This window comes from Streptomyces sp. E11-3 (genome assembly GCF_046540415.1).
Taxonomy (GTDB): Bacteria; Actinomycetota; Actinomycetes; order Streptomycetales; family Streptomycetaceae; genus Streptomyces.
The window spans coordinates 165,542-189,164 of sequence record NZ_JAZGRL010000002.1 but is presented as its reverse complement, the minus strand read 5'-3'; the positions used below and the strand labels follow the sequence as shown (position 1 = coordinate 189,164).

The 23,623-nt window shown below is 70.5% G+C and carries 22 protein-coding genes; 16 read left to right on the top strand and 6 right to left on the bottom strand.

Annotated elements, in window-relative coordinates:
• Positions 1–21 precede the first annotated feature (21 nt).
• Complete coding sequence (locus U9R90_RS19610) at positions 22–1,026, bottom strand: GlxA family transcriptional regulator (RefSeq protein ID WP_411057946.1); 1,005 nt, start codon at positions 1,024–1,026, stop codon at positions 22–24.
• Positions 1,027–1,179: 153 nt separating this feature from the next.
• Between U9R90_RS19610 and U9R90_RS19605 the strand changes: the two genes are divergently transcribed.
• The gene (locus U9R90_RS19605; RefSeq protein ID WP_411057945.1) at positions 1,180–1,827 is read left to right on the top strand and encodes an HD domain-containing protein; all 648 of its coding nucleotides are present in this window, start codon (positions 1,180–1,182) and stop codon (positions 1,825–1,827) included.
• A 4-nt stretch (positions 1,828–1,831) separates the two neighbouring features.
• Here U9R90_RS19605 and U9R90_RS19600 read toward each other — a convergent pair whose 3' ends face one another.
• A complete protein-coding gene (locus tag U9R90_RS19600) occupies positions 1,832–2,206 on the bottom strand; it encodes a hypothetical protein (protein ID WP_411057944.1) in 375 nt (124 codons plus the stop codon).
• A gap of 6 nt (positions 2,207–2,212) precedes the next feature.
• On the opposite strand from U9R90_RS19600, the gene U9R90_RS19595 reads away from it, so the two are divergent.
• From U9R90_RS19595 to U9R90_RS19580, 4 genes are all read left to right on the top strand, one after another.
• Positions 2,213–2,992 carry a helix-turn-helix domain-containing protein gene (locus U9R90_RS19595; RefSeq protein ID WP_411057943.1) on the top strand — a complete coding sequence of 260 codons (780 nt, stop codon included), beginning with the start codon at positions 2,213–2,215 and terminating at the stop codon, positions 2,990–2,992.
• A 25-nt stretch (positions 2,993–3,017) separates the two neighbouring features.
• Complete coding sequence (locus tag U9R90_RS19590; RefSeq protein WP_411057942.1) at positions 3,018–4,601, top strand: carboxylesterase/lipase family protein; 1,584 nt, start codon at positions 3,018–3,020, stop codon at positions 4,599–4,601.
• A 95-nt stretch (positions 4,602–4,696) separates the two neighbouring features.
• Positions 4,697–5,530 carry an aldo/keto reductase gene (locus tag U9R90_RS19585; protein ID WP_411057941.1) on the top strand — a complete coding sequence of 278 codons (834 nt, stop codon included), beginning with the start codon at positions 4,697–4,699 and terminating at the stop codon, positions 5,528–5,530.
• Positions 5,531–5,932: 402 nt separating this feature from the next.
• The gene (locus U9R90_RS19580; protein WP_411057940.1) at positions 5,933–6,298 is read left to right on the top strand and encodes an iron chaperone; all 366 of its coding nucleotides are present in this window, start codon (positions 5,933–5,935) and stop codon (positions 6,296–6,298) included.
• A 107-nt stretch (positions 6,299–6,405) separates the two neighbouring features.
• Here U9R90_RS19580 and U9R90_RS19575 read toward each other — a convergent pair whose 3' ends face one another.
• On the bottom strand, positions 6,406–6,810 hold the full coding sequence (locus U9R90_RS19575) for a DUF5997 family protein (RefSeq protein WP_411057939.1): 405 nt from the start codon (positions 6,808–6,810) through the stop codon (positions 6,406–6,408).
• A gap of 58 nt (positions 6,811–6,868) precedes the next feature.
• On the opposite strand from U9R90_RS19575, the gene U9R90_RS19570 reads away from it, so the two are divergent.
• Complete coding sequence (locus U9R90_RS19570) at positions 6,869–7,651, top strand: LysR family substrate-binding domain-containing protein (protein WP_411057938.1); 783 nt, start codon at positions 6,869–6,871, stop codon at positions 7,649–7,651.
• The gene (locus tag U9R90_RS19565) at positions 7,648–8,121 is read left to right on the top strand and encodes a diadenosine tetraphosphate hydrolase (RefSeq protein WP_411057937.1); all 474 of its coding nucleotides are present in this window, start codon (positions 7,648–7,650) and stop codon (positions 8,119–8,121) included. The genes U9R90_RS19570 and U9R90_RS19565 overlap by 4 nt, the downstream gene beginning before the upstream one ends.
• Positions 8,122–8,206: 85 nt before the next feature.
• Here the strand turns inward: U9R90_RS19565 and U9R90_RS19560 are convergent, their stop codons facing one another.
• Positions 8,207–9,475 (bottom strand): PucR family transcriptional regulator, encoded by a 1,269-nt coding sequence (locus U9R90_RS19560; RefSeq protein WP_411057936.1) that lies wholly within the window; start codon positions 9,473–9,475, stop codon positions 8,207–8,209.
• 229 nt (positions 9,476–9,704) lie between these two features.
• On the opposite strand from U9R90_RS19560, the gene U9R90_RS19555 reads away from it, so the two are divergent.
• Positions 9,705–10,637 (top strand): esterase/lipase family protein, encoded by a 933-nt coding sequence (locus U9R90_RS19555; RefSeq protein WP_411057935.1) that lies wholly within the window; start codon positions 9,705–9,707, stop codon positions 10,635–10,637.
• 63 nt (positions 10,638–10,700) lie between these two features.
• Positions 10,701–12,392: a fatty acid--CoA ligase gene (locus U9R90_RS19550; protein WP_411057934.1), complete on the top strand. Its 1,692-nt coding sequence runs from the start codon at positions 10,701–10,703 to the stop codon at positions 12,390–12,392.
• Positions 12,393–12,473: 81 nt separating this feature from the next.
• Here U9R90_RS19550 and betT read toward each other — a convergent pair whose 3' ends face one another.
• A complete protein-coding gene (gene betT / locus U9R90_RS19545) occupies positions 12,474–14,609 on the bottom strand; it encodes a choline BCCT transporter BetT (RefSeq protein WP_411057933.1) in 2,136 nt (711 codons plus the stop codon).
• A gap of 4 nt (positions 14,610–14,613) precedes the next feature.
• Complete coding sequence (betA, locus tag U9R90_RS19540; protein WP_411057932.1) at positions 14,614–16,272, bottom strand: choline dehydrogenase; 1,659 nt, start codon at positions 16,270–16,272, stop codon at positions 14,614–14,616.
• An 87-nt stretch (positions 16,273–16,359) separates the two neighbouring features.
• Here betA and U9R90_RS19535 point away from each other — a divergent pair, with 87 nt between their 5' ends.
• The 7 genes from U9R90_RS19535 to U9R90_RS19505 all read left to right on the top strand — a co-directional run bounded on the left by U9R90_RS19535 (position 16,360) and on the right by U9R90_RS19505 (position 23,570).
• Entirely contained in the window at positions 16,360–17,856 is a 1,497-nt protein-coding gene (locus U9R90_RS19535) for an aldehyde dehydrogenase family protein (protein ID WP_411059742.1), read from the top strand.
• A gap of 176 nt (positions 17,857–18,032) precedes the next feature.
• Positions 18,033–19,610: an ATP-binding protein gene (locus tag U9R90_RS19530; protein ID WP_411057931.1), complete on the top strand. Its 1,578-nt coding sequence runs from the start codon at positions 18,033–18,035 to the stop codon at positions 19,608–19,610.
• Positions 19,607–20,053 (top strand): roadblock/LC7 domain-containing protein, encoded by a 447-nt coding sequence (locus U9R90_RS19525; RefSeq protein WP_411057930.1) that lies wholly within the window; start codon positions 19,607–19,609, stop codon positions 20,051–20,053. The genes U9R90_RS19530 and U9R90_RS19525 overlap by 4 nt, the downstream gene beginning before the upstream one ends.
• A complete protein-coding gene (locus U9R90_RS19520; protein ID WP_411057929.1) occupies positions 20,050–20,409 on the top strand; it encodes a DUF742 domain-containing protein in 360 nt (119 codons plus the stop codon). The genes U9R90_RS19525 and U9R90_RS19520 overlap by 4 nt, the downstream gene beginning before the upstream one ends.
• Complete coding sequence (locus U9R90_RS19515) at positions 20,387–21,019, top strand: GTP-binding protein (protein ID WP_411057928.1); 633 nt, start codon at positions 20,387–20,389, stop codon at positions 21,017–21,019. Before U9R90_RS19520 ends, U9R90_RS19515 begins: the two co-directional genes overlap by 23 nt.
• The gene (locus U9R90_RS19510) at positions 21,016–22,311 is read left to right on the top strand and encodes a cytochrome P450 (RefSeq protein WP_411057927.1); all 1,296 of its coding nucleotides are present in this window, start codon (positions 21,016–21,018) and stop codon (positions 22,309–22,311) included. The genes U9R90_RS19515 and U9R90_RS19510 overlap by 4 nt, the downstream gene beginning before the upstream one ends.
• The gene (locus U9R90_RS19505) at positions 22,308–23,570 is read left to right on the top strand and encodes a cytochrome P450 family protein (protein WP_411057926.1); all 1,263 of its coding nucleotides are present in this window, start codon (positions 22,308–22,310) and stop codon (positions 23,568–23,570) included. The genes U9R90_RS19510 and U9R90_RS19505 overlap by 4 nt, the downstream gene beginning before the upstream one ends.
• The last annotated feature ends 53 nt before the right edge of the window (positions 23,571–23,623 follow it).

The following is a 23,623-nucleotide window of genomic DNA, read 5'->3' as shown; positions in this document are numbered from 1 at the left end:
CTACATGGACCGGGCACCGACCTACATGGACCGGGCACCGACGCCGGCGCTCACGTCGCTCCCAGTGGTGCGGAAACGAGCGACGTACGCGGACGGCGTGGTGCCCAGCCGGCGCGCGAACACCCTGCGCAGAGTCTCGTCGCTGCCCAGCCCGCTGCGCCGCGCCGCCGCGGTGACACTCTCGCCGCGCTCGAGCAGGATGCGCGCGGCTTCCAGACGCATGACCTCCACATGGGCAGCAGGCGTACTGCCGATCTGCTCCTTGAAGAGCCGCGTCATGTGCCGCGCGCTCAGGCCACCCTGCCGGGCGAGCGCACGCGGGCTGTGATCGGCCGCAGGGTCGGCGGCGATCCGGTCGAGTATCGGGCGCAGCACCGGATGGCGTGTGGTGGGAGTACGGGAAGCAGCCGAGAACTGTGACTGGCCGCCCGGCCGTTGAAGGAAGACGACCAGGTCCCGAGCCACACGTCGGGCCTCTTGCGGCCCGTGGTCCGCCTCCACCACGGCCAGGCACAGGTCGATCCCGGCCGTGACCCCAGCGGAGGTGAAGAACCGCCCGTCCGCTACGTGGATGGCGTCAGGCACGACGGTGATGTCGGGGTGGCGGTGGGCCAGCTCCGCGGCGTGCTCCCAGTGGGTCGTCGCCCTGCGGCCGTGCAGCAGCCCCGCAGCGGCGAGCACAAAGGCCCCTGTGCACACCGACATCACCCGCTGAGACCTGGCGGCCAGTTGGGCGACGTGATTGACGAGCACGGGCTGCTCCGCGGTCTCCAGGCAGGTGGAACCGGGCACGACCAGAATGTCCGTACGCTCTACCCGCTCGGCGGGGAGATCGGCCTCGACACGCAGCCCGGCCGAGGTGCGCGCAGCCCGCCCGTCGGGCGTGCACACCCGTACTGCGTAGGCGCCCGGGGCCGCGGTCGTGAAGACCTCGAGGGGAGCGGACACATCCATCAGCCGTACGCCGTCGAAGGCGAAGACGGTCACATTCTGGGGGCCGGAGTAACGGGCCGGTCGGTCAACCATGCCAGCACGCTAGCTGCCGCGCCTAGCGAGCATGTCCGCATCTGTGGGTTTCCTGTCCTCACAGACATGGCTACGGGGCGGCGTCCCGACGCACGGTAGGGGCACACCGGGGCCGACACCGACCCTCCGTTCCCAACCGAGGAGAGCACCGCCGTGACCGTTTCCGAGTCCTTCGCCGCCGGGGTGGGCGTACCGGACACCAAGCTCGCCGCCGAGGCCACCGAACTCGTCCGCGACACGACCAGTGAGCTGATCTACCACCACTCCCGGCGCGTCTTCTGGTTCGGCAGCCTGCAGGGCCGCAACCGGGACCTGAGCTTCGACCCGGAACTGCTGTACATCGGCGCGATGTTCCACGACCTGGGCCTGGGCGCGATGTTCCACCCCAGCGGCCGACGCTTCGAGGTGGACGGCGCCGATGAGGCCCGCCGCTTCCTGCACAGCCATGCGGTGCCCGAGGACAGAATCCGACGGGTGTGGACGGCGATCGCCCTGCACACCACCCCCGGCATCACGGAGTTCATGGAGCCGGACGTCGCTCTCGTCACCGCCGGTGTCGAGTACGACGTCCTGGGCATCGGGTACCACGACATCAGTGACAGCGACCGGGCCGAGATCACCGCGCTGCACCCACGCCCCGACTTCAAGCGCCGCATCCTGCAGGCCTTCACCGAAGGCGTCGCCCCCAAACCGGAGAGCACGTTCGGCAACGTCAAGGCCGACGTCCTACGGCACTTCACTCGCGGCTTCGTACCCGGTGACTTCGTCGAGGTGATCCAGAACTCCCCCTGGCCGGAATAGCCGCCTATCCCGCGGCCCCGACCGCGACCACCACCGCCCAGGCAAGATAGGCGACGTTGACCACCAGCCGCGCCAGCACGCCGCCCGGCCGGTCCAGGAAGCGGGCCCGGGACGGGTGCGCCTGGCGCACCGCGTCGATATGCGACGTCAGATAGCCGCCGATCAAGACGGCGGCCAGCCAGCCACCCGCCGCCCGGGACCCGGGCACCACAAGCAGCCCGCCCGCCACGAGGTTTGCCAGTCCACTGGCGGCGACCAGGGCGGCGGGTGCCGGTAGCCAGGAAGGCACTAGGGTGCGGAAGTAGACGGGCAGGACGAAGTGGGCGAGGCCGGAACCAGCCATGAGGACGGCAAGCACGAGAGCTCCGAGAGTGGACATGCGCTGATGATCGAACCGCACCGGGCCTGGAGTATTGAACAGAACGATCGCCGCCTGTCCTTTGCCCTGGGCCACGACATCACGGCGTACGCCGAGACCGCGGCGGCCGCGGTCGCCTGCCACCGGCACCCCGCATGGAAGGTGGTCCTGCCGGTCGGCGGCCACACCACCATCGGCACGACTGCCGCGGCAGGGCTGCTGGTCCCACCGCAACTCGCCCACACCTGCGCCACGTCGTCGGCGTTCGTCGCCATCTACGTCGAACCCTGGTGCGTACGGCCCGGACACGGCCCGGCCCGACTGCGGCCGTCGACGGTACGACGCCTGCTCGACGCCCTGGGCCAGGATATGGACCTCGCCTCCGTCCAACAGGAACTGACCACCCTCACCGGGCCGGCCCCCGTACTCGACCCGCGCCTCGCCCACGCCGTCCGGGTGTGCGGACAGGCCGACCGGCTGGACACCGTGTCCGCGGAGGTGGGCCTCTCACCGCCGAGACTGCGTGCCCTGGTCCGCTCGACGCTCGGCGTACCGCTGGTCCGCCTGCGCCAGTGGCAGCGCCTGCGGACCGCGGTGGCCGCTCTGCCCGACAGTCCCGTGGCCGTGGCCGCAGCGACGGCAGGCTTCGCGGACCAGGCCCATCTCACCCGCGTAGCCCGCGACTTGTCGGGCCGCACACCCCGCTCACTCACCGGCGCCGTCTGCCGACAGCCATGCGGGCGACCCGCCGCCCGGGGTGTCCCTAGCACCACCCTGGGCACGGTGGCTGCCCGGCTGCCCAGCTGATCCTCAAGTTCATACGCTCGTTTGCATGTTGAAGCGGACAGCACTCGCAGCCATCGCCCTCGCCCTCGCCGCCGGCACCCTCACCACCGCGGCCACCGCCGTCGCGGCGGACCACGGTGACCCCTCGCTCGTACGGACCGACAAGGGCGCCGTACGCGGCACGGCGACCGACACCGCGCGTACCTTCGAAGGCATCCCGTATGCCGCCCCGCCCACCGGCAAGCGCCGCTGGGCACCGACCGCGCCCGCCAAGCGCTGGCGGGGCGTCCTGGACGCCACCAAGCCTGGCTCCGCCTGCCCCCAGACCGGTATCGACCCCCCGGCAGGTTCCTTCTCCAACGACGAGGACTGTCTCTTCGTCAACGTCACCACCCCGCGCGCCGCATCCACCAAGCCCCGCCCCGTGATGGTGTACCTGCACGGCGGCTCCCACACGGACGGCGAAGGCGCCATGCACGGCGCGCAGCGGCTCGCCGCCCAGGGCGACGTGATCGTCGTGACGGTCAACTACCGCCTCGGCACCCTGGGCTACCTCACCCACCCGGACCTGGAGAAACGCGGCGAGTCCGGCAACTACGGCTTCCTCGACCAGCAGGCGGCCCTGCGCTGGGTACAGCGCAACGCCGCCGCCTTCGGTGGCGACCCGGACAACGTCACGCTTTTCGGCCAGTCCGCCGGCTCCTACAGCACCTGTGCCCACATGGTCGCCCCGTCATCGGCCGGACTCTTCCACCGGGTCATCTCGCAGAGCGGCCCGTGCGCGGGGACCGCGGGCCGACGCGACCGCGAACAGGCCCTACGCCAGGGCGAGAAGACCGCCATCGCGATCGCGGCGAAGCCCGGAGTGAAGGACTGGCGCACGGCATCACCCGAGCACCTGATCGAGCGGCACGGCCAGGGCCCGGAATCCAGCCCCGTCTACGGCGGCAAGCTGCTGCCGCGCACCCCGCGGGAAGCCTTCGCCACCGGACAGTTCAACAAGGTCCCGGTGCTGCAGGGCATCAACCACGACGAGGAGAGGATGATGGTGTTCGGCCTGGAGCTCTTCAAGAAGAGGACCACCGGCGACCCGGAAGCACAGATCGACCAGGCCGACTACCACGACCGTCTGGAGGGGGAGTTCGGCACGGAGCAGGCAGCCGCCATCGCCGACCGCTATCCCGTCAGCGCCTACGACAACACGCCGGCACTGGCCCTCGCCGCGGCCCTGACCGACGGCAACTTCGCCCGCCACACCCTCGCCACCGGGCGCGCACTGTCCCGCCAAACACCCGTCTACACCTACGAGTTCGCCGACCACGAGGCCCCCTGGTACCAGGATGGCGTGGCCTACCCGAAGCCCGACTTTCCGGTAGGCGCCGCACACACCCTTGAGCTCCCGTACCTCTTCGACCTCACCGAGCACGAGCCGCTCACCCCGGCCCAGCAGAGCCTGTCCGACGCGATGATCCGTATCTGGACGGACTTCGCCCGCACAGGCAAGGCGGGGTGGAAGCCCACCACCCCGACGGCACCGAACGTGCAGTCCCTCGCCTCAGGGCCGGGCGGCATCCACCCGGTGGACTTCGCCAAGGACCACCAACACGACTTCTGGAAGACCCTGCGCTGACCGCGGCCACAAGGTGACCCCGTGGTCAACTGCGTTGCTAGCCTGGCCTCTTCAACCCGCCGAAGGGGCGGATGGCGAAGGGGTGGCTGCGGCAGATGGGTTCGACCACGTTTCGTATCGGCGGGGATCTGGAGGTACGGCGGCTGGGGTTCGGAGCCATGCAACTGCCGACCGGGCCCGGACCCGCCCGCGAGGCGTCAGTCAGGATCGCCCAGCGGGCCGTCGAGCTCGGTGTCACGCTGATCGACACCGCCTACCTGTACGGCGGCGGGGCCAACGAGAAGCTCCTGGCAGAGGCTCTGTTCCCGTACCCGGACGATCTGCTCGTCACCACCAAGGTCGGTGTCGCGCACACCACCGGCGAGTGGAAGCTCGACGGGCGGCCGGAGGTGCTGCGCGAGCAGGTCGAGAATGCCCTGCGCCGGCTGCGCGTCGAGCGGATCGAGCTGCTCCAGCTGCACCGCATCGACCCGGAGACGCCACTCGCCGACCAGGTCGGCACGCTGCGGGACCTCCAAGGCGAGGGCAAGATCGGCCGGATCGGCCTCTCCGAGGTCACCGCCGCCGAACTCGACGAGGCGCGGAAGACCGTCGACATCGCGAGCGTGCAGAACCGCTACAGCCTGCTCGACCGCGAGCACGAGCCGGTGCTCGCGGCCTGCGCTGCGGCGGGGACCGCGTTCCTGCCGTGGCGGCCCGTCGCCGGAGCGGCCACGGGCGCACCGGACGGGCTCACCGCCGTGGCGAGCGAACTCGACGCCACCCCCGCACAAGTCGCACTCGCGTGGCTCCTCGAGCACTCCCCGGCCATCCTCCCGATCCCGGGCACCGCCCGACTCGCCCACCTGGAGGAAAACGTCGCCGCGGCCGACCTCCGGCTGACCCCGGCCCAGCGCGAGCGCCTCGACCGTCTGACTGCCCCGGCCTGAGGATGGGTGTGTGCTCGCCTCAGGGATCGATCTCCTCGCAGCCGTGTTGGTCACGTCGGTCGAAGCCGGGTTCTGATCCTGTTGTGGCTTGCCGAGGAGCTCAGACAGTGGGCCGCGCAGGGCCAGCGTCCCGGATGGCGTACGTCGGGTCATCGTGGCGCTGGCGACTGGCTCGGCACTGACCTCGGCAGCGGTCTTCGGATTCCTCCGGGCGGGTCTGCTTGTCGCCGCACTCTCCCAGGCCCTGGTGGCCGCCTTCCTGGGTCTGCTGCTGACGCTCGGGCCGGCCAGGGAGCTGCGCAGGTGGGCCTCCCGCCGCAGGACCCGCCGAGCGTGGCGCAGGGAGAGGTTCGGGCGTTCTCGAGAGGTTGACCGGCGTGCCCTGTCGCCTACGTTCGGATCATGGTGCAAAGCCGGGCGGACGATGTCGACAGCTACCTCACCGAGGTCCCGCAGGAACGCAGGGAGGCTCTGACCCGGCTGTGTGAGCTCTGCCGCGCGGAGTTGCGGGGCTTCACCGAGGTGATGGCGTATGGCATGCCCGCGTACCAGCGCGACGGAGTCACCGAGATCGCTTTCGCGAGCCAGAAGCGGTACATCTCCTTCTCCCTCATGCGCAGCGACATCCGGGACGCCGTGGCGGAACGGCTCGCCGGGCACGACATGGGCAAGGGCTGTCTGCGCGTCCGCCGCCCGGCGCTGATCGACTTCACCCTCGTACGGGATCTATTGCGGGCCACAGCGGCCAGGCCGGGCAAGATCTGTTGACTGCCGTGTCCGTGGAACCGCGCCGTGCGCCTGACCACGGTCGAGCGCCGGACAACCGCAGCCGTGAGGGGAAGCGGAGGTGGTTGATGTTACCGTCGGCCATAGGGTCAAGAACGCGGCTGGCGGGATTGACCGGCGCGCTCCGCGTTCTTCTCCTTGATGCGCGCCGCTTCCTTGCGGACCTCGGCCTGGGTGGCGCGTTCCTGCCGCAGCCACTCCGGACTCTCCGCCTTCAACGCCTCGATCTGCTCCGTCGTGAGGGCGTCGGTGACCCCGCCACGCGCGAGACCCGAGATGGAGATGCCCAGCTTCGCCGCGACCACGGGCCGGGGGTGCGGGCCGTTTTGTCGCAGGTCGAGCAGCCACTGGGGCGGATCCGCCTGCAGTGCGCTGAGCTCGGTGCGCGAGACGACACCCTCCTGGAACTCTGCGGGGGTGGCCTCGAGGTACACACCCAGCTTCTTCGCCGCGGTCGCGGGCTTCATGGTCTGGGCGGTCTTGTGCGACGTCATGGTGTCAAGGGTATCGAGCATGTGCGCTACCTCTGACCACGACCGGTAACCTGGCGGAGTGACAGGCTCGGAAGTACCCCCCTCGTTTCGGCTCGCGTACGTCCTGGGGGTGACGCCCACCAAATGGGTGCGGATCTGGAACGAGCGGTTGCCAGACGTCCCACTGACCCTCGTCCAGGTGTCCGCCGCCGAAGCATCCGATGTGCTTCGGGGCGGCGGCGCCGACGCGGGTTTCGTACGCCTGCCGATCGACCGGACCGACCTCAGCGCGATCCCCCTCTACACCGAGGCGACCGTGGTCGTGGTCCCGAAAGACCACATTGTCGCGGCCGTCGACGAGGTATCCGCCGAGGATCTGGCCGATGAGATCGTGCTGCATCCCCTCGACGACACCCTTGACTGGGAGCGTCGGCCCGGACGGCCCGCGATCGAGCGGCCCGCCACGACGGCTGACGCCATCGAACTGGTGGCGGCAGGCGTGGGGTTGCTCGTCGTCCCGCAGTCACTGGCCCGCCTGCACCACCGCAAGGACCTCACGTACCGGCCGGTGACGGACGCCCCCGGGTCGCGCATCGCGCTGTCGTGGCCGGAGGAGAAGACCACCGAGCACGTCGAGGACTTCATCGGGATCGTCCGCGGCCGCACCGTCAACAGCTCACGGGGTCGCGCTCCGGCCCCCGCCCAGCCGAAGAGCACCCCCGCGCAGCCGAAGGGCAAGCGCCCCGACACGAGCGGCACACGGCGCAAGCCTGCGGCAGGCAAGCCGACCCGCAAGAGCCCACGCGGCGGTTCAGGCGGCCCGAAGAGCGCCAAGCGCGGCAAACCTCGCCGTCGGTCATGAGTGACGCCTGGCGGAGGGACCGGATCGGCAGCGCACTCCGGGGTGAGAATCCTGCGGTGCTCCGACGGCTGGACGCGGGGTTCGCGGTGATCGGAGACGTCCAGTTCCTGCCCGGGTACTCGGTCCTTCTGACGGACGATCCCGCGGTGCAGCGGCTGTCGGACCTGCCGAAGCGCAGGCGACTGGCCTTTCTGTCCGACATGGACCGGCTGGGGGAGGCCGTTGAACGCGCGTGCACACGGCTGGACGGGGCTTTTCGACGGGTGAACCTGGAGATCCTCGGGAACACCGACGGGTTTCTGCACGCGCATGTGTGGCCGCGGTTCGCGTGGGAGCCCGCCGAGCTCGTGGGTCTGCCGGTGTGGCTGTATCCGCGAGAGCGGTGGAGTGACGAGCAGTACGGGCTCGGGCCGCAGCACAACGCGGTGCGGGCGGCCATCGGCGAGGAACTGGACCGTTTGGCGGCCTGAGGGACGCGGGCCGTCGCCCGTGCGTGCGCTGGTCCGGCCCGAACCGCTTGCGTGCGGTGGGCCGCCCGAACTGCCGAGGACTTGCTCAGCGCGGTCCGTACTGCCTGAGCGCGGCCAGTGCCAGGGACAGTTCGACCAGGTGAGCGGGGTCGTTGAGGGCCCGGCCGGTGAGGTGTTCGAGGCGGCGGAGCCGGTTGGAGACGGTGTTGCGGTGGCAGTACAGGTGCTCCGCGGCAGACGCGGCCGCGCCTCCGGCTCTCAGCCAGGCCTCCAACGTGCTCAGCAGGACTTCGCACTCCTCGGGCGGCAGCGCCAGGACGCGTCCGAGTACGGTGCTGCGCAGCCGGGCGCCGAGGTCGGCCTGGGCGGCGACCAGCGCGTCGGGCAGTCTCTCGTCGAGCAGGACGGGTTCGCGCTCGTCGGCACGACAGGTGCGCAGCGCCAGTTCGGCCAGCCAGCGCGCCCGCCCGAGGTCGGCGACGGAGTCCACGACCGGGCTGATCCCGGCCCGTACCGCGTACCCGGTGAGCATGTCCCGGAGCGTGTCCAGGGAGTGGTCCGCGAGATGGACGAGGCCGGTCTCGCCGTCCGCCCGGATACGCCAGAGAATCCGGGGACCGGAACCGTTCTCGGCCGCTGAGGCTGCAGCGGGCATGGGGGCCGCAGAAGGCGTGGCGGCCGCAGCAGGCCTGGAAGGCGACAGCGCTGCCGGACCGGGCCGCAGCACGACCACCGCATAGCGGCCGTGCTCCGGCAGCCCCAGGTGCGCGGCCGCTTCCGAGGCGAGACCCGCGCCCACGCCGGAGCCGTCGAGGAGCGCGTCGAGCAGCGCGTGCCGACGCTCCTGATCGCGGGCGGCCCGCGAGCCCTCGGCCTGGCGGTAGGACTCGGTGACGGCGTCGGTGATCTGCTCCAATACGTCCCACACCACGCCGGCGGCGGGCAGCAGCGTGGGCAGCTCCTCGGGGGCCCGCTCCGAGACCACCTCACTGAGCGTCTGCCACAGCAGCCTGCCGCCCTGCCGATAGGTACGCAGCAAGGAAGGGAGCGGCAGGCCCTGCTCGGCGCGGCTGCTCCCGGTGCTCATCGCGTCGTCGAGGTCCACGGGCAGGCCCTGGGCGGCCTGGGTGACGCTGGCCAGGGCCTGGCAGAGGTTGCGATGGATACGTTCGCTCAGCTCGTGGTGGGTGAGCAGGGCGGCGTACGCGGGATCCGTACGGAGCGTTTCGGTGGCGAGCCGCGATGCCACCGTCGCGAACCGCGTCCGCAAGGGGTCCTCGACCTCCTTGATGAGGACCGGCACCCCACCGGTGAGTGCGCCCGGTGTGCCGGACGACAACGCGATCGGTTCCATGGCGCAGCAGCGTGGCACGAAGGCGGCGGGTTGACGAGGGGCGGTGCCGAATCGTGATCGGGCCCTTGTGCGCCGTGCACAACGCGACGGGGTCCGCTTTGGGGCGCGGCATCGGATGCGGTGCCGCCCCTGGTCCGGACGGAGACGGCCCTGCTGCGATGAGTGCCAGCCCGGAGCCACCGGGTTTCGACCCGGAGCCGCCGGGTCCACCTCTCTCCAGGAGGACGCCATGTCCATCCGCCTCCGGCTACGGCGAACGGGACGCGCCGCAGCCCTGCTCGTGGCGGGAACTCTCCTCGCCGCCGGGCTGACCGGCACTGCCACCGCCACCGCCAGTACTCGCGCCGACGACGCCGACTCACGTCGGACCTCGATTGAGTCCGCCAAGGCTCTCCAGGCGAGCGGACTGCCCGGCGCCAACGACTGGGACTGCACCCCGAGCGCCGCACACCCCCGCCCCGTCGTCCTCGTCCACGGCACCTTCGTGACCGGCACCGTGAACTGGATCGCACTCGCGCCGCTGCTCAAGGCCAAGGGCTACTGCGTCTTCGCACCCACCTACGGCCGCATGCCGAACGTGCCGGTGATGGCCGCGATCGCCCCCGTCGAGCAGTCCGCGGGCGAGCTGAAGACCTTCGTCGACGGCGTACTGGCCGCCACCGGAGCGGCCGAGGTCGACATGGTCGGCCACTCCCAGGGCGGTCTCATGCCGCGCTACTACCAGAAGTTCCTGGGCGGCGCCGAGAAGACCGGCCGGTTCGTCGCCCTCGGGCCGACCAGCCACGGCACCACACTCTCCGGCCTGGCAACCCTCCTCCAAGCCATCGACGGGGCACCCGATGCGCTCCTTGAGGACTGGTGCCCGGCCTGCCTCGACCAGGCGAAGGGCTCCGACCTGCTGGCCAAGGTCAACGCGGGCGGTGACACCGTGCCCGGCGTCGAGTACACGGTGATCGCCACCAAGCTCGACTTCATCGTGACCCCGGTCCGCTCGCAGTTCCTCGAAGGGCCGCGGGTACGCAACCTGTATACGCAGGACCTGTGCTGGTACGACGCCGCCCAGCACGCCACCTTGCAGGTCGACTCCGAGGTCCTGCACGAGGTGATGAACGTCCTCGACCCGGCAGGCGCGACCCCGACCGGCTGCCGCATCCTCCCGTAGCGCCGACGCGACCCCGGCCGTCCCCACCAGCCTCCGCCCCTCCCCATCCACCAGGAGCCCCCTGTGCTCAGCACCATGCAGCGCCATCCCCTGACCGTGACCACCCTGCTGCGGCACGGCGCGACCGTGCACGGCCGCAGCGAGGTGGTCACCTGGGAGGGAGGGGCGGCCAGGCGCGCCACGTACGCCGAAGTCGCCGCGCGCGCCACGCGGTTGGCCGCCGCGTTGCGCGGCCTCGGTATCGAGGGCGACCAGCGCGTCGCCACCCTGATGTGGAACAACCAGGAACACCTGGAGGCCTATCTCGCGGTGCCCGCCATGGGCGCCGTCCTGCACACCCTCAACCTGCGGTTGCCCGCCGAGCAGCTCCGGCACATCGCCCACCACGCCGAGGACCGCGTCGTCCTCGTGGACGCGAGTCTGCTGCCCTTGCTCTCGCCGCTGCTGCCGGACCTGCCCGCCGTCGAGCACGTCATCGTGGTGGGCGATGTGCCGCTGCCCGACCTCCCGCTGGTCCACGTGCACGGCTACGAAGAACTCCTGGCCGCGGCCCCCAGCCACGTCGACTGGCCCGACCTCGACGAGGACGCGGCCGCGGCGATGTGCTACACCTCGGGAACCACCGGCGACCCCAAGGGAGTTGTCTACTCCCACCGCTCGATCTACCTGCACTCGATGCAGGTGTGCATGCCGGAGTCGCTCGGCCTCGACGACTCGGTGCGCGCGCTCGCGGTCGTCCCGATGTTCCACGCCATGGCCTGGGGCCTGCCGTACGCCGCCTTCATGGTCGGTACCTCGCTCCTGCTGCCGGGGCCGCACCTGCAGGCCGCCCCGCTCGCCGAGTTCATCGCCGCCCACCGGCCGCACACCGCGGCCGCCGTCCCGACCGTGTGGTCGGCGCTCCTGGCCCACCTCGATACCCACGGCGGCGATGTCGCCTCGCTGCGGGAGGTCCTGGTCGGCGGTGCCGCGTGCCCTGCGGCGCTGATGACCGGCTTCGAGGAGCGCCACGATGTACGTGTCATCGCCGCCTGGGGGATGACGGAGACCTCCCCGCTCGGAACGGTCGCCAGGACACCGCACCACGCGCGCTCCGGGGAAGCGGAAGCGGAAGCGGATTCGGAATCGGAATCGGAATCGGAATCGGAACCGGCCATGGAGTACCGGACCACCGCGGGTCGTCCACCAGCCGGAGTGGAACTCCGCCTGGTGTCCCAGGACGACGGTTCCGTACTGCCCCAAGACGGCGTCGCGGTAGGGGAGGTGGAGGTACGCGGCCCCTGGGTCACCGGCTCCTACCACCTCATCGGCCGCCCGGCCGACAAGTTCCACGACGGCTGGCTGCGCACCGGCGACCTCGGCACCCTCACACCCGACGGCTACCTCCGCCTGACCGACCGCGCCAAGGACGTCATCAAGTCCGGCGGCGAGTGGATCTCCTCGGTGGAACTGGAGAACCACCTGATGGCCCACCCGGCCGTACGTGAGGCCGCGGTGATCGGCGTCCCCGACGACCGCTGGGACGAACGCCCCCTCGCGGTGATCGCCGGGCACCCCACCCCGGTCGACTACCCCTGCCTCCACGCCTACCTGGCCGAACACCTGGCCCGCTGGCAGCTGCCAGAGCGCTGGACGACGGTGCGGGAGATCCCGAAGACGAGCGTGGGGAAGTTCGACAAGAAGGAGCTGCGGCGCCAGTACGCGCAAGGGGAGCTCACTGTCACGGACATCCGGGCCGCGGGGGTCGCGCCGTAGCGTCGCGCCGGTCGGATCACCCCGTGACCGACCGGCGACGTCGCCTCCCGGCGAGACCCGAGAGCGGGCCGAGGCGCGCCGTCAGGCCTCCCTCTCCGGCTGGTTCTCCTCGGCCGTGTCCGGTCGGTGGTCGGGCAGCGACGAGCGGGCGGTGGCCTCCCCGTGCAGCCGCAGGAACTCCACGTGCCGCTCGTACTGGTCGAGAATGTCGCCGATGAGCTGGTCCTTGCTGTAGCCCATCACGTCGTAGCCCTGGCTTCCGTCGGCGAGGTGCACTTCGAAGCGCACGTACGTGTCGTGGGCGGTGACCACTCGGGTGGCGAACGCCGGGGTGGGCACCTCGACCGGCCGCACCTCGTACATGAACACCTCGATCCCGCCCATCGGGATACGGAGTTCGATGTGCGGGATGCCGACCTCGTCGTCGGACCCCTCCACGACCGATGCCTCGGCACCCCGCTGGCTCAGCTCCGCCGCGACTTCCTGGAACGCCGCACGGCACACCTCGTCCACGAACCGGGTCGCCGTTCGCTTGCTGGGGAAACTCATCGCCCGCGCGAGGCGTTGTCGCCAGTTCCACTCCGCGGTCTGGCCGCGGTTGACGGTCCGTCCGGACAGCGACGAGGGCAGGGTGGTGGTCAGCGCGTCCTCCCGCATCCGTTCGACGCGCAGCGCCTTGTACAGGCCCCAGATGATGAGGAACATCACGAACGAGAACGGCAGGCCCATGATGATCGTCGCGTTGGTTAGTGCCTCCACGCCACCGACGAGAAGCATGGCGAGGGTGAGCAGGCCGGTCGCCGCCGCCCAGAAGATGCGCACCCAGGGGCGGGCGTCGGTGCGCGGGGTGGGCAGATGCGAGCTGAGGTTGCTCATCACCAGCGCACCGGAGTCCGCCGATGTCACATAGAGCAGCAGCCCGACGAAGGTGGCGAGACCGGCGCTGAAGGTGGCCCCGGGGAACTGCCCGAGCAACTCGTAGAAGCCCTGTTCGGGGGCGTTCGCGGCGGTCTCGCCGAACTCGGTGTTGCCGGACCGCACCAGCCCCAGCGCACTGTTTCCGAAGACCGACAGGAACATCAGCGTGAACAGGAACGGGATGACCAGCGTCGCCGCGACGAACTGCCGGATGGTGCGGCCGCGCGAGATCCTCGCCAGGAACAGCCCGACGAACGGCGCCCAGGCGATCCACCAGGCCCAGAAGAACAGCGTCCAGGCATTGAGCCAGTCGGTCGGCTGGTCGTAGGCGAAGGTGTTCATCGACATCGACGGGAAGCGGCTCACGTAGTCGCCGATGTTGAGGATCAGGCCGTTGAGGAGCCGGATAGGGCTGTCGACGAACAGCATGTAGAGCATCAGGACGATGGCGAGGACGACGTTGAGTTCGGACAGCCGCCTGATGCCCCGGTCGACACCCGCCACGGCGGACACCGTGGCCAGGAGCACGGCGACGCCGATCAGGGCGATCTGCGCGCCTGTCCCCTGCGGCACGTCGAAGAGGAAGGTCAGCCCGTAGTTCAACTGCACGACGCCGATGCCGAGCGACACCGAGATACCGAAGACCGTACCGAGGATCGCCGCGAGGTCGACCGCGTCACCGATGCGGCCGTGGACGCGCTTGCCGATGATCGGGTACAGCGCCGACCGGATCGCCAGCGGGAGGCGGTAGCGGAAGGCGAAGTAGCCGAGGGCCATACCCATCAGCGCGTACATCGCCCAGCCGGTGATGCCGTAGTGGAACAGGGTCCACACGATCGCCTGCCGCGCTGCCTCGACGGTCTCCGGGTCGCCCTCGGGCGGGGCGAGGTAGTGGCTGACCGGCTCGGCGACGGAGAAGAACATCAGGTCGATGCCGATGCCCGCCGCGAAGAGCATGGTGGCCCAGGCGAACAACCCGAAGTCGGGAGTGGAGTGCTGCGGCCCCAGTTTGATGCTCCCGTACCGGGACGCGGCCACGAACACGACGAACAGCAGATACAGCGTCGCGGCCAGGAAGTAGTACCAGCCGAACCCGTCGGAGATCCACCCCACCAGCACGCCGATGGTGTCCTCGGCGCCTTCCGGTGTGAGGATCGCCCAGATCGAGATGGCGAGAATCAGGACGGACGACCCGTAGAAGACAACGGGCTTGAGTCTGATCTCCTTCTCCGGCCCCGTGTCCACTCCTGGCGGGCCCTGTTGCTCCGCTGTGCTGCCGCGCTCTCCATCGATCGACACGGTGCTAGTTCTCCTGGGTCTCGTGCCGGTAGAAGTCGACCGTGGCGGGCGCCAGAGGGGTGTTGCCGAGGATGAGGTCGGCGGACTTCTCGGCGAGCATCATCACCGGCGCGTAGATGTTTCCGTTGGTCAGGTAGGGCATCGCGGACGCGTCGACCACCCGCAGTCCCTCGACACCGTGTACGCGCATGGAGGTCGGGTCCAGCACGGACATCTCGTCGACGCCCATGCGGGCGGTGCAGGACGGGTGGTAGGCGGTCTCGGCGTCGCGCGCCACCCAGTCCAGGATCTCGTCGTCCGTGCTGACCCCGGGGCCTGGTGACAACTCGCCCGCGTCGTATTCGGCGAAGGCCGGCTGGGAGAGGATGTCCCGTGAGACGCGGATCGCCTCCACCCATTCCTTGCGGTCATTGGGCGTGGACAGATAGTTGAACCGCAGCGCCGGATGCGCCTTCGGATCACGGGACTTGATTTTCACCGACCCGCGCACATCCGAGTACATGGGCCCGATGTGCACCTGATAGCCGTGCTCGGCGCCCACCGGGGTTCCGTCGTAGCGCACCGCGATCGGCAGGAAATGGAACATCAGATTGGGGTACTTGACGACGTCGTTGCCGCGTACGAACCCACCCGCCTCGAAATGGTTGGTCGCCGCCGGTCCGGTGTGGAACAGCAGCCACTGGAGCCCGATCGCGGGCCGGCGAGTCCACTTGAGCGCCGGGTTGTACGAGATCGGCTGCTTGCAGGCGTGCTGCACATAAACCTCCAGATGGTCCTGGAGGTTCTCACCGACACCGCGCAGTTCGTGCACCATCTCGACGCCCAGCGGCCGCAGTTCGTCGGGATTGCCGATGCCGGACAGCTGCAGCAGCTGGGGCGTGTTGACCGCGCCTCCGCAGAGGATCACCTCGCCGCCGTAGACCTTCTGGCGCTGCCGGCCCCACCGGCGATAGGCCACCCCCACCGCCCGCTTGCCCCTGAACAGCACCTGGTCCGCCTGCGAGAAGCACTGCACCGTGAGGTTCGAGCGCTTCTTGACCGGGTGGACGTAGGCGCGCGCGGCCGACCAGCGCCGCCCCCGCCGGATGTTGCGGTCGAAGCGGGCGAATCCCTCCTGCCTAAAGCCGTTGACATCGGACGTCAGCGGGTAGCCGGCCTGCTGCGCCGCCTCCAGGAAAGCGCCGAACAGCGGGTTCTTGGCGGGACCGCGCTCCAGCCACAACGGGCCGCCCTGGCCACGCCACTCGTCGCCCCCGGCCGCGCAGTGCTCCATCCGTTTGAAATACGGCAGGCAGTGCGCGTAGTCCCAGGATTCCATGCCCGGGTCGGCCGCCCAGCGTTCCAGGTCCATGGGATTACCGCGCTGGAAAATCATTCCGTTGATGGAACTCGATCCGCCGAGCAGCCTTCCCCGGCCATGGCTGACGCGCCTGCCCTCCATGAAGGGTTCCGGTTCGGATTCGTAGCACCAGTCGTAGAAGCGATTACCGATGACCATCGTCAGCGCGGCGGGCATGTGCGTGAGGATGTCCCAGCTCCAGTCGGGACGGCCCGCCTCCAGGACGAGGACTTTGTTGGCCGGGTCCGCGCTGAGGCGATTGGCCAGTGCGCAACCTGCCGATCCGCCGCCGACGATGATGTAGTCGTACTCCGCCTGGCTCATGCTGCTCCTAGGATTCGCATTGCACCCCCGAGCGTGACGCGTTAAACATAAACAACGGGGAATTCCGGCGCACAACGGTGTAGCTGCATTCGGCTTAACCGGGGAAGGTCTGCCACGTCCAGTCTGTTGATCGGTGGAAGGTGGGTGGCCGCGTCGAGCGGCGCCACCCGCGAGATTCTCAATCCCTACGACCAGTCCGTGGTCCAGTCGGTGGACGAGGGCGACCAGACGGACGCGCTGGCCGCGGTGGCCGCGGCGAGAGCCGCGTTCGACGACGGGCCCTGGCCCTCCTGGACCCCGCGCCAGCGCTCCGACCTGCTGCGCCGAACGGCCGAGTACCTCCAGCGGGACCGGGCGGAGATCGCCCGTCTGGAGACCCTGGACACGGGTAAGACGCTTGTCGAGAGCGGTATCGACGTCGACGACGTGACCGCGGTGTTCCGCTACTACGCGGGCCAGGCCGAGGCCGACTCCGGACGGGTGGTGGACGCGGGCGACCCGAAGATCCGCAGCCGCGTCGTCCACGAGCCGGTCGGCGTGTGCGCGCTGATCACCCCCTGGAACTACCCGCTGCTGCAGGCGTCGTGGAAGGTGGCACCGGCGCTGGCCGCCGGAAACACCATGGTGCTGAAGCCCAGCGAGATCACCCCCCTGAGCACCGTCAAGATGGTGGAGCTGATCGAGGAGGCCGGTGCGCCGCCGGGTGTGGTCAACCTCGTGCTCGGGGCGGGTGCGACAGCCGGCGCGCCGCTCACGGAGAGCCCCGACGTCGATCTGGTGTCCTTCACCGGCGGCCTGTCGACCGGTCAGATGATCATGCGCACGGCGGCCGACACCGTGAAGAACATCGCGCTCGAACTCGGCGGCAAGAACCCCAACATCGTGTTCGCCGACGCCGACGTCGAGGCCGCGATCGACTACGCCCTGACCGCCGTGTTCTTCCACGCCGGGCAGGTGTGTTCGGCGGGCACCCGGCTCATCGTGGAGGACTCCCTGCACGACCGCTTCGTCGCCGAACTGGTCGAGAGGACCGAGCGGATCCGGCTCGGCAACGGGCTGGACGAGCACACCGAGAGCGGCCCCCTCGTCTCCGCCGAGCACCGCGACAAGGTCGAGTCCTATGTGCGGCTCGGCATCGAGGAGGGCGCGAAGCTGGTCGCGGGCGGCAAACGCCCGGACGAGCCCGAGCTGCAGGGCGGGTTCTTCTACCGGCCGACGGTGTTCGACGACTGCACACAGGACATGCGCATCGTGCAGGAGGAGACCTTCGGACCCATCCTGACCGTGGAGCGCTTCACCGACGAGGACCGCGCGGTCGAACTGGGCAACCACACCGACTACGGACTCGCCGGCGCCGTATGGACCACGGACACCGCGAGGGCCGAGCGGGTCGCGCGGCGGCTGCGCCACGGCACGGTGTGGATCAACGACTTCGGCCCGTACCTGCCGCAAGCGGAATGGGGCGGGTTCAAGCGCTCCGGCATCGGCAGGGAGCTCGGTCACGAGGGGCTCGCCGAGTACCGCCAGGCCAAGCACATCTACGAGAACACGGCTCCTGTGCCGCAGCGCTGGTTCGCGCGCTGACAGACGGCCCCGGCTTGTTCAACTGGCGGTCAAACCGGCCGTGTTGATCTAAGCTCACCCATACTCCCTATTCGCAAGGGAGTTCGGTGCGTCGGGGAGGGTTCAGTCGTCGTGGTTGTGGTGTGCAGGTTCGTCCGGTCGAATGCGCCGTGGTGAGCCGTCCGAGGAGCGGGCTTGTGGGGCGCGAGGCCGTCAGCTGGCTGACGGCCGTCGTGCTCGCGGCCGCTGGTGCGTTAGCTGTCGCGGTCTACGCGACGGCCGAGTGGCGGCAGATCCTGGCCGGTGGCTGCGCGGCGGCCGTGGTCCTGCTGCTCACCTGGGTGCTGTTACTCACCCGGCGGCTGTCCGCCGCGCGCGCCGGGTGGGCCCAGGAGGAGCGGCTGGCCGCCGCCCGGGGAGCCGAGGTGGCGCACCTCGCGGGCGTACGGCTGCCGGCGATCGCGGAGCGGGTACGCACCGGGCAGCGGCTGGACGGGGCGCCCGGGCCGCTGGCGTCACCGGGCGACACCGGTGAGGACTTCGCGCGGGCGCTGGGCGCGGTGGTCGTCGCACTGGGGTCGGGCGACGCGGTACGCCGCGAGCGCGGCCTGCGTGACTCGGTGCAGGCCGCCTTCGAGGCCGTCGCGCGCACCATGCACGCGATGGCCACGGTGCAGCAGCAGGTACTCGACCAGGTCGAGCGCTCCATCGAAGACCCCCGCCTGATGGCCGAGGTGATGAAGGCCGACCACGCGGCCGCCCAGATGACACGCAAGGCCCAGACTCTTCTGGTGATGTGCGGCATCTGGCCCGCCCGCCGCGAGACCCGGCCGGTCTCGCTGTACGACTGCGTACGCGGCGCACAGTCACGGATCGTGGAGTACGGCCGGATCGAGGTGCACGGCGGACAGACGCTGTACGCGGTGCCGCCCGCGGTGGAGGGACTGATGCACGCCATCGCCGAACTCCTCGAAAACGCCACGGTCTTCTCGCCCTCGCGCACCCAGGTCGTCGTCACTGTCCGCGAGGTGGGAGCCGGGGCGGTCATCGAGATCGACGACGCCGGACTCGGGATGCCTCCGGATGTGCTGCAGCAGGCGATGGGGCAACTCCGCGACGACCAGGACCTGGCCCGGCTGGGGGCGGTGCCCCGCCTCGGCCTGGCCTGCGTGGGCCGCTGGAGCCGCGAACTCGGCTTCCAGGTCGAGCTGAGCGGGGCCTCGGCCTATGGCGGCACGCGGGTGGTGGCGTTCGTACCGTTCCGGCTGCTGACCGAGCCCCAGTCCCACCTCACCGTGTCCCGGCGACCGGGGGCCCAGGCAGCGGCGCCGCAGCAGCGGCCCGCCGAGACCGCCCCCGAGCGGCAGCCGAGCGCGCCCGGCCAGTCGGCCCAGGACGCCGCCGTTCAGGTGCCCGAGCGGCACGAACCCGACCAGCCGTCTCCCCTGGCCGAACGGGGTGCGCCGCTCAAGGGCGACACAGCGAACGGCCTGCCCCGGCGGCGCAGTCGGCGGCAGGCGACCGGGGCGCCGGCCCGCCGGCCGATGGCGCATCAACAGCCCCCTCCGGCTCCCGTACCCGCGACCCCCTGGACGCCGGAGGCGGCGCGCGCGTCGATCGCCAGCGTGGTGTCCGGATCGCTGCGCGGCCGTGCGGCCCTCGACGCGGACGTACCGCCCCCGGCACCGGACCCGCACCCGTCGGCCGCGCCCCCGCCGCCGGGACAACCGTCCCTACCCAGTACCCCCGACGAAGACGACGGAGGCCGGCCGTGACCGGAATCATCACCCCCCTTCCCGACCTGGGCTGGATGCTCCGCCCGTTGATCGAGATCCCTGGTGTCCGGCACGCCGTCGTGGTCTCCGAGGACGGGCTGCGGCTCGGGCACGCGTCCGCGGAGAACCTCTCCGGACCGGTGGCCGCCCTGAGCCTCGGCGAGGCCGAGGCGCTCTCCGCGGCCTGCGCGGCGATGACCATGACAGGCCGGTCCACGACCGCGCTGCTGTTCGGCGACCGTGCCGGCGTGCGGCAGCTGATGCTGGAGTCCGACCACGGGTTCGTGCTGTTCACTCATGCCGGTGTGGGTGCGCACCTGGGCGTCGCCACCGACCTGGACGCTGATGTGGGCCTGGTGGCCCAGCAGATGCAGTTGCTGGTGGCGAAGATCGGCGCGCATCTGAGCAGCCAGCCGCGGGATCCGGCCACCGCGTCGTCATGACCGACCGGCCAGCGGAGCGGACGGCCTCGCCGATACGTCCGTACGTGATCACCCGCGGGCGGGCGGCATCCGACACCGAGCCGCTGGCCTGGGAGTCCCTGGTGATGGCGACGGAAGCGGCGTTTCCCGCGTCTCTCCAGCCCGAACACCGGGCCATCCTGGCGCACTGCCAGGGGCTCCTGTCGGTCGCCGAGGTGGCCGCCCACATCGGCCAGCCGTCCTCGGTCGTGCAGGTGCTGCTCTCGGATCTCCTCGGGTGGGGGCTGATCGTGACCCGCCCGCCCATACCCCCGGCCGAACGCGCCGATGTGACCATGCTCAGAAAGGTCCTCCATGGTCTCGAAAGCCGCCTCTGACGTGCCGACCCAGGCCCCGCCGCCGCCCGGCTCCGGAGCCGGGAAGTACCTCCACTCCAGCGTCGCGGGCGCCGCCAAGATCCTCGTCGTCGGCCCGCTGGGGGTCGGCAAGACCACCCTCATCGGCACCGTGTCAGAGATCAAACCCCTGTTCACCGAGGCCGTGATGACCCAGGCGGGTGCCCGCGTCGACACCGCAGCGGCCAGCGCCAAGACGACCACCACGGTCGCCCTCGACTTCGGCCGGATGACCATCGACGGCGAGCTGGTGCTCTATCTCTTCGGCACCCCCGGCCAGCCGCGGTTCCTGCCCGCCTGGCGGGACCTGGCCAAGGGCGCGCTCGGCGCCCTCGCCCTGGTGGACACCCGGGATCTGGCCGCGTCCTTCGACGCCCTGGGCAACCTGGAGGATCTCGGGCTGCCCTTCGCCGTCGCCGTCAACGTCTTCCCCGGCAGCCCCCAGCACCACACCGGCGACCTGCGCGCGGCACTCGACCTGCTCCCCGAGACCCCCTTGGTGGCCTGCGACGCACGCGACCGTACGTCATCGGTGCGGGCCCTGATCGCCCTCGTCAGCCACCTCATCCACCTTGCCACGGAGACCTCATGAGTCCGTCCCACTCCACGGCCGGCTCCGGCGCCCGCTGCCCGGTCACCGCGGACCCGACGTCGTCGACCGCGCTGTACGGACCCGACCTCGACGGCGACGCGATGCCGGCCCTGTACGAGCGACTGCGCCGCGCACACGGACCGGTGGCGCCGGTCTCCATCGCCCCCGGCATCGACGCCTGGCTCGTGCTCGGCCACCGCGAACTCCTCCAACTGACCCGCGACGAGCAGGACTTCTCACACGATCCGCGCCGCTGGGGCCTGCTGCGTGAGGGCCGCGTGCCCGCCGACTCGCCGATCCTGCCCATGGTCGGCTGGCGTCCCGCGCTGCTGTTCGCCGACGGGCAGCAGCACCGCCGGATGCGGGCCGCGGTCTCCGCCGCACTGGCCGGGATCAACGGCCACGAACTGCGGCGCACCGTACGGGCCACCGCCGAGCAGCTGATCGTGTCGTTCACCGAGCACGGCAGGGCCGACCTGGTGGCCGACTACGCGCGCAAGCTGCCGATGCGCGTCATCACCGGCCTGCTCGGCGTCGACGAGGAGACCGGTCGGCAACTGGTGGAGGCCGTCGCGGGTACGGTCGCCGCCAACAGCGCATCGGCGGACGCCAGCAGGCGCATGGGAGCCATCCTGCTCACGCTGATCGAACAGAAGCGCCGCCGGGGCGGCAACGACATCACCTCGGCCCTGCTGCGCCACCCGGCCCAGCTCACCGACGAGGAAGTCCTGCACAACCTGGTCGTCATGTTCGTCGCCGGCAACCAGACCACCGTCAACTGGATCGCCACCACGCTGCGCATCCTGCTCTGCGACCCGGCGTTCCGCTCCTCCCTGACCGGCGGCCACCTCAGCGTGGACGACGCACTCGACCTGGTCCTGTGGCGGTTCCCGCCCACGCAGAACTTCCCCGCCCGCTACGCCACCCGCGACATGAGCATCGGCGGGCAGAACATCCACACGGGCGACATGCTGATCCTCGGCCTGGCCGCCGCCAACGCGGACCCGGAGATCCTCCCGGACGACGGCACCCCGGTCGTCGGCAACCGCTCCCACCTGGCCTTCGGAGCGGGCCCGCACACCTGCCCCGCACAGGACCCGGCCCGGCTCATCACCCGGACCGCGGTGGACACGATCCGGCACCGGCTGCCCGACCTCGAACTGGCCGTTCCCGAGAATGAACTGGAGTGGGTCAAGTCGCCCTGGAGCAAGGGCCTCGCCGCGCTCCCGGTCCGCTTCACCACCCCACACCTGCCCCAGCACCCCACCCCTTCCACCAGGAGCGCCCTGTGAACACGACATCGGTGAACGCCTCCGCGGACCAGCCGCACCGCCTGGACCGGACCGGCGGCTGCCCGCACGCGGACAACGCCCGGCTGCTCGCACGGGGCGCCGTCACGCCGGTCGTCCTGCCCGGCGAAGTGGAGGGCATGGCGGTACTCGGCCATGACGCGCTCAAGGAGTTCCTCGCGCACCCTGATGTCGCCAAGAACGCACAGCACTTCGCCGCGCTGCAGGCCGGGGAGATAGCCGACGGCTGGCCCCTGAAAACGTTCGCCACCGTGCAGGGCATGACCACCGCCGACGGCGCCGACCACCGGCGGCTGCGCTCGCTGATGGGCAAGGCGTTCACCGTCGGCCGGGTGGCCGAACTGCGGCCGCGGATCGAGGCGTTGACCGCCTCCCTGCTCGACGGCCTCGACCAGGCCGCCGCCACCGCGGACGACGGCGTCGCGGACCTGCGCAAGCACTTCGCGATGCCGCTGCCGATGGGCGTCATCTGCGAACTCCTCGGTGTGGACCCCGAGTACCACGACCGGCTGCACCACCTGTCGAACCAGATCGTCGCCACCGACATCGGCCCCGAACAGGCGATGGCGGCCAACCGGGACATGGTGGAAGTTCTCGGCGCGGTCGCCGCGGCCCGCGCCAAGGAGCCGGGAGACGACCTCACCACCGCCCTGATCGCGGCCCGGGAGGAGAACGGCGACCGCCTCAGCCCGCACGAGCTGATCGGCACCCTGATGCTCACCATCATCGCCGGGCACGAGACCACCCTCAACCTGATCACCAACGCCGTACGCGCCCTGTGCACCCACCGCGACCAGCTCGCCCTGGTCCGGTCCGGCCAGGCGACCTGGGCGGCCGTGGTGGAGGAGACCCTGCGCTGGGACAGCCCGGTCAGCTACTTCCCCTTCCGCTACCCGACCCGCGACCTGACCCTGGACGGCACCGTCATCCCCAAGGGCACTCCGGTGCTGGCCGGATACTCCGCCGCGGGCCGCGACAAGCAGGCCCACGGCCACGACGCCGACCGCTTCGACATCACCCGCGACCACGCGGCCCGGCACCTGTCGCTCGGCCACGGCGCGCACTACTGCATGGGCGCCCCGCTGGCCCGCATGGAGGCCACCATCGCCCTGGAACAGCTCTTCGCCCGCTTCCCCGACCTCACCCTCGCCGTCCCCGAAGCCCAACTGCCCCGACACGCCTCCTTCGTGGGCAACAGCGTCCGGACGCTGCCGGTCCGGCTGCGCGACCAGACGCCATGAGACGCCGCGCGTCGGGAAGGCTCCTGACGGTACGTAAGCAGTAAGTATCCTGT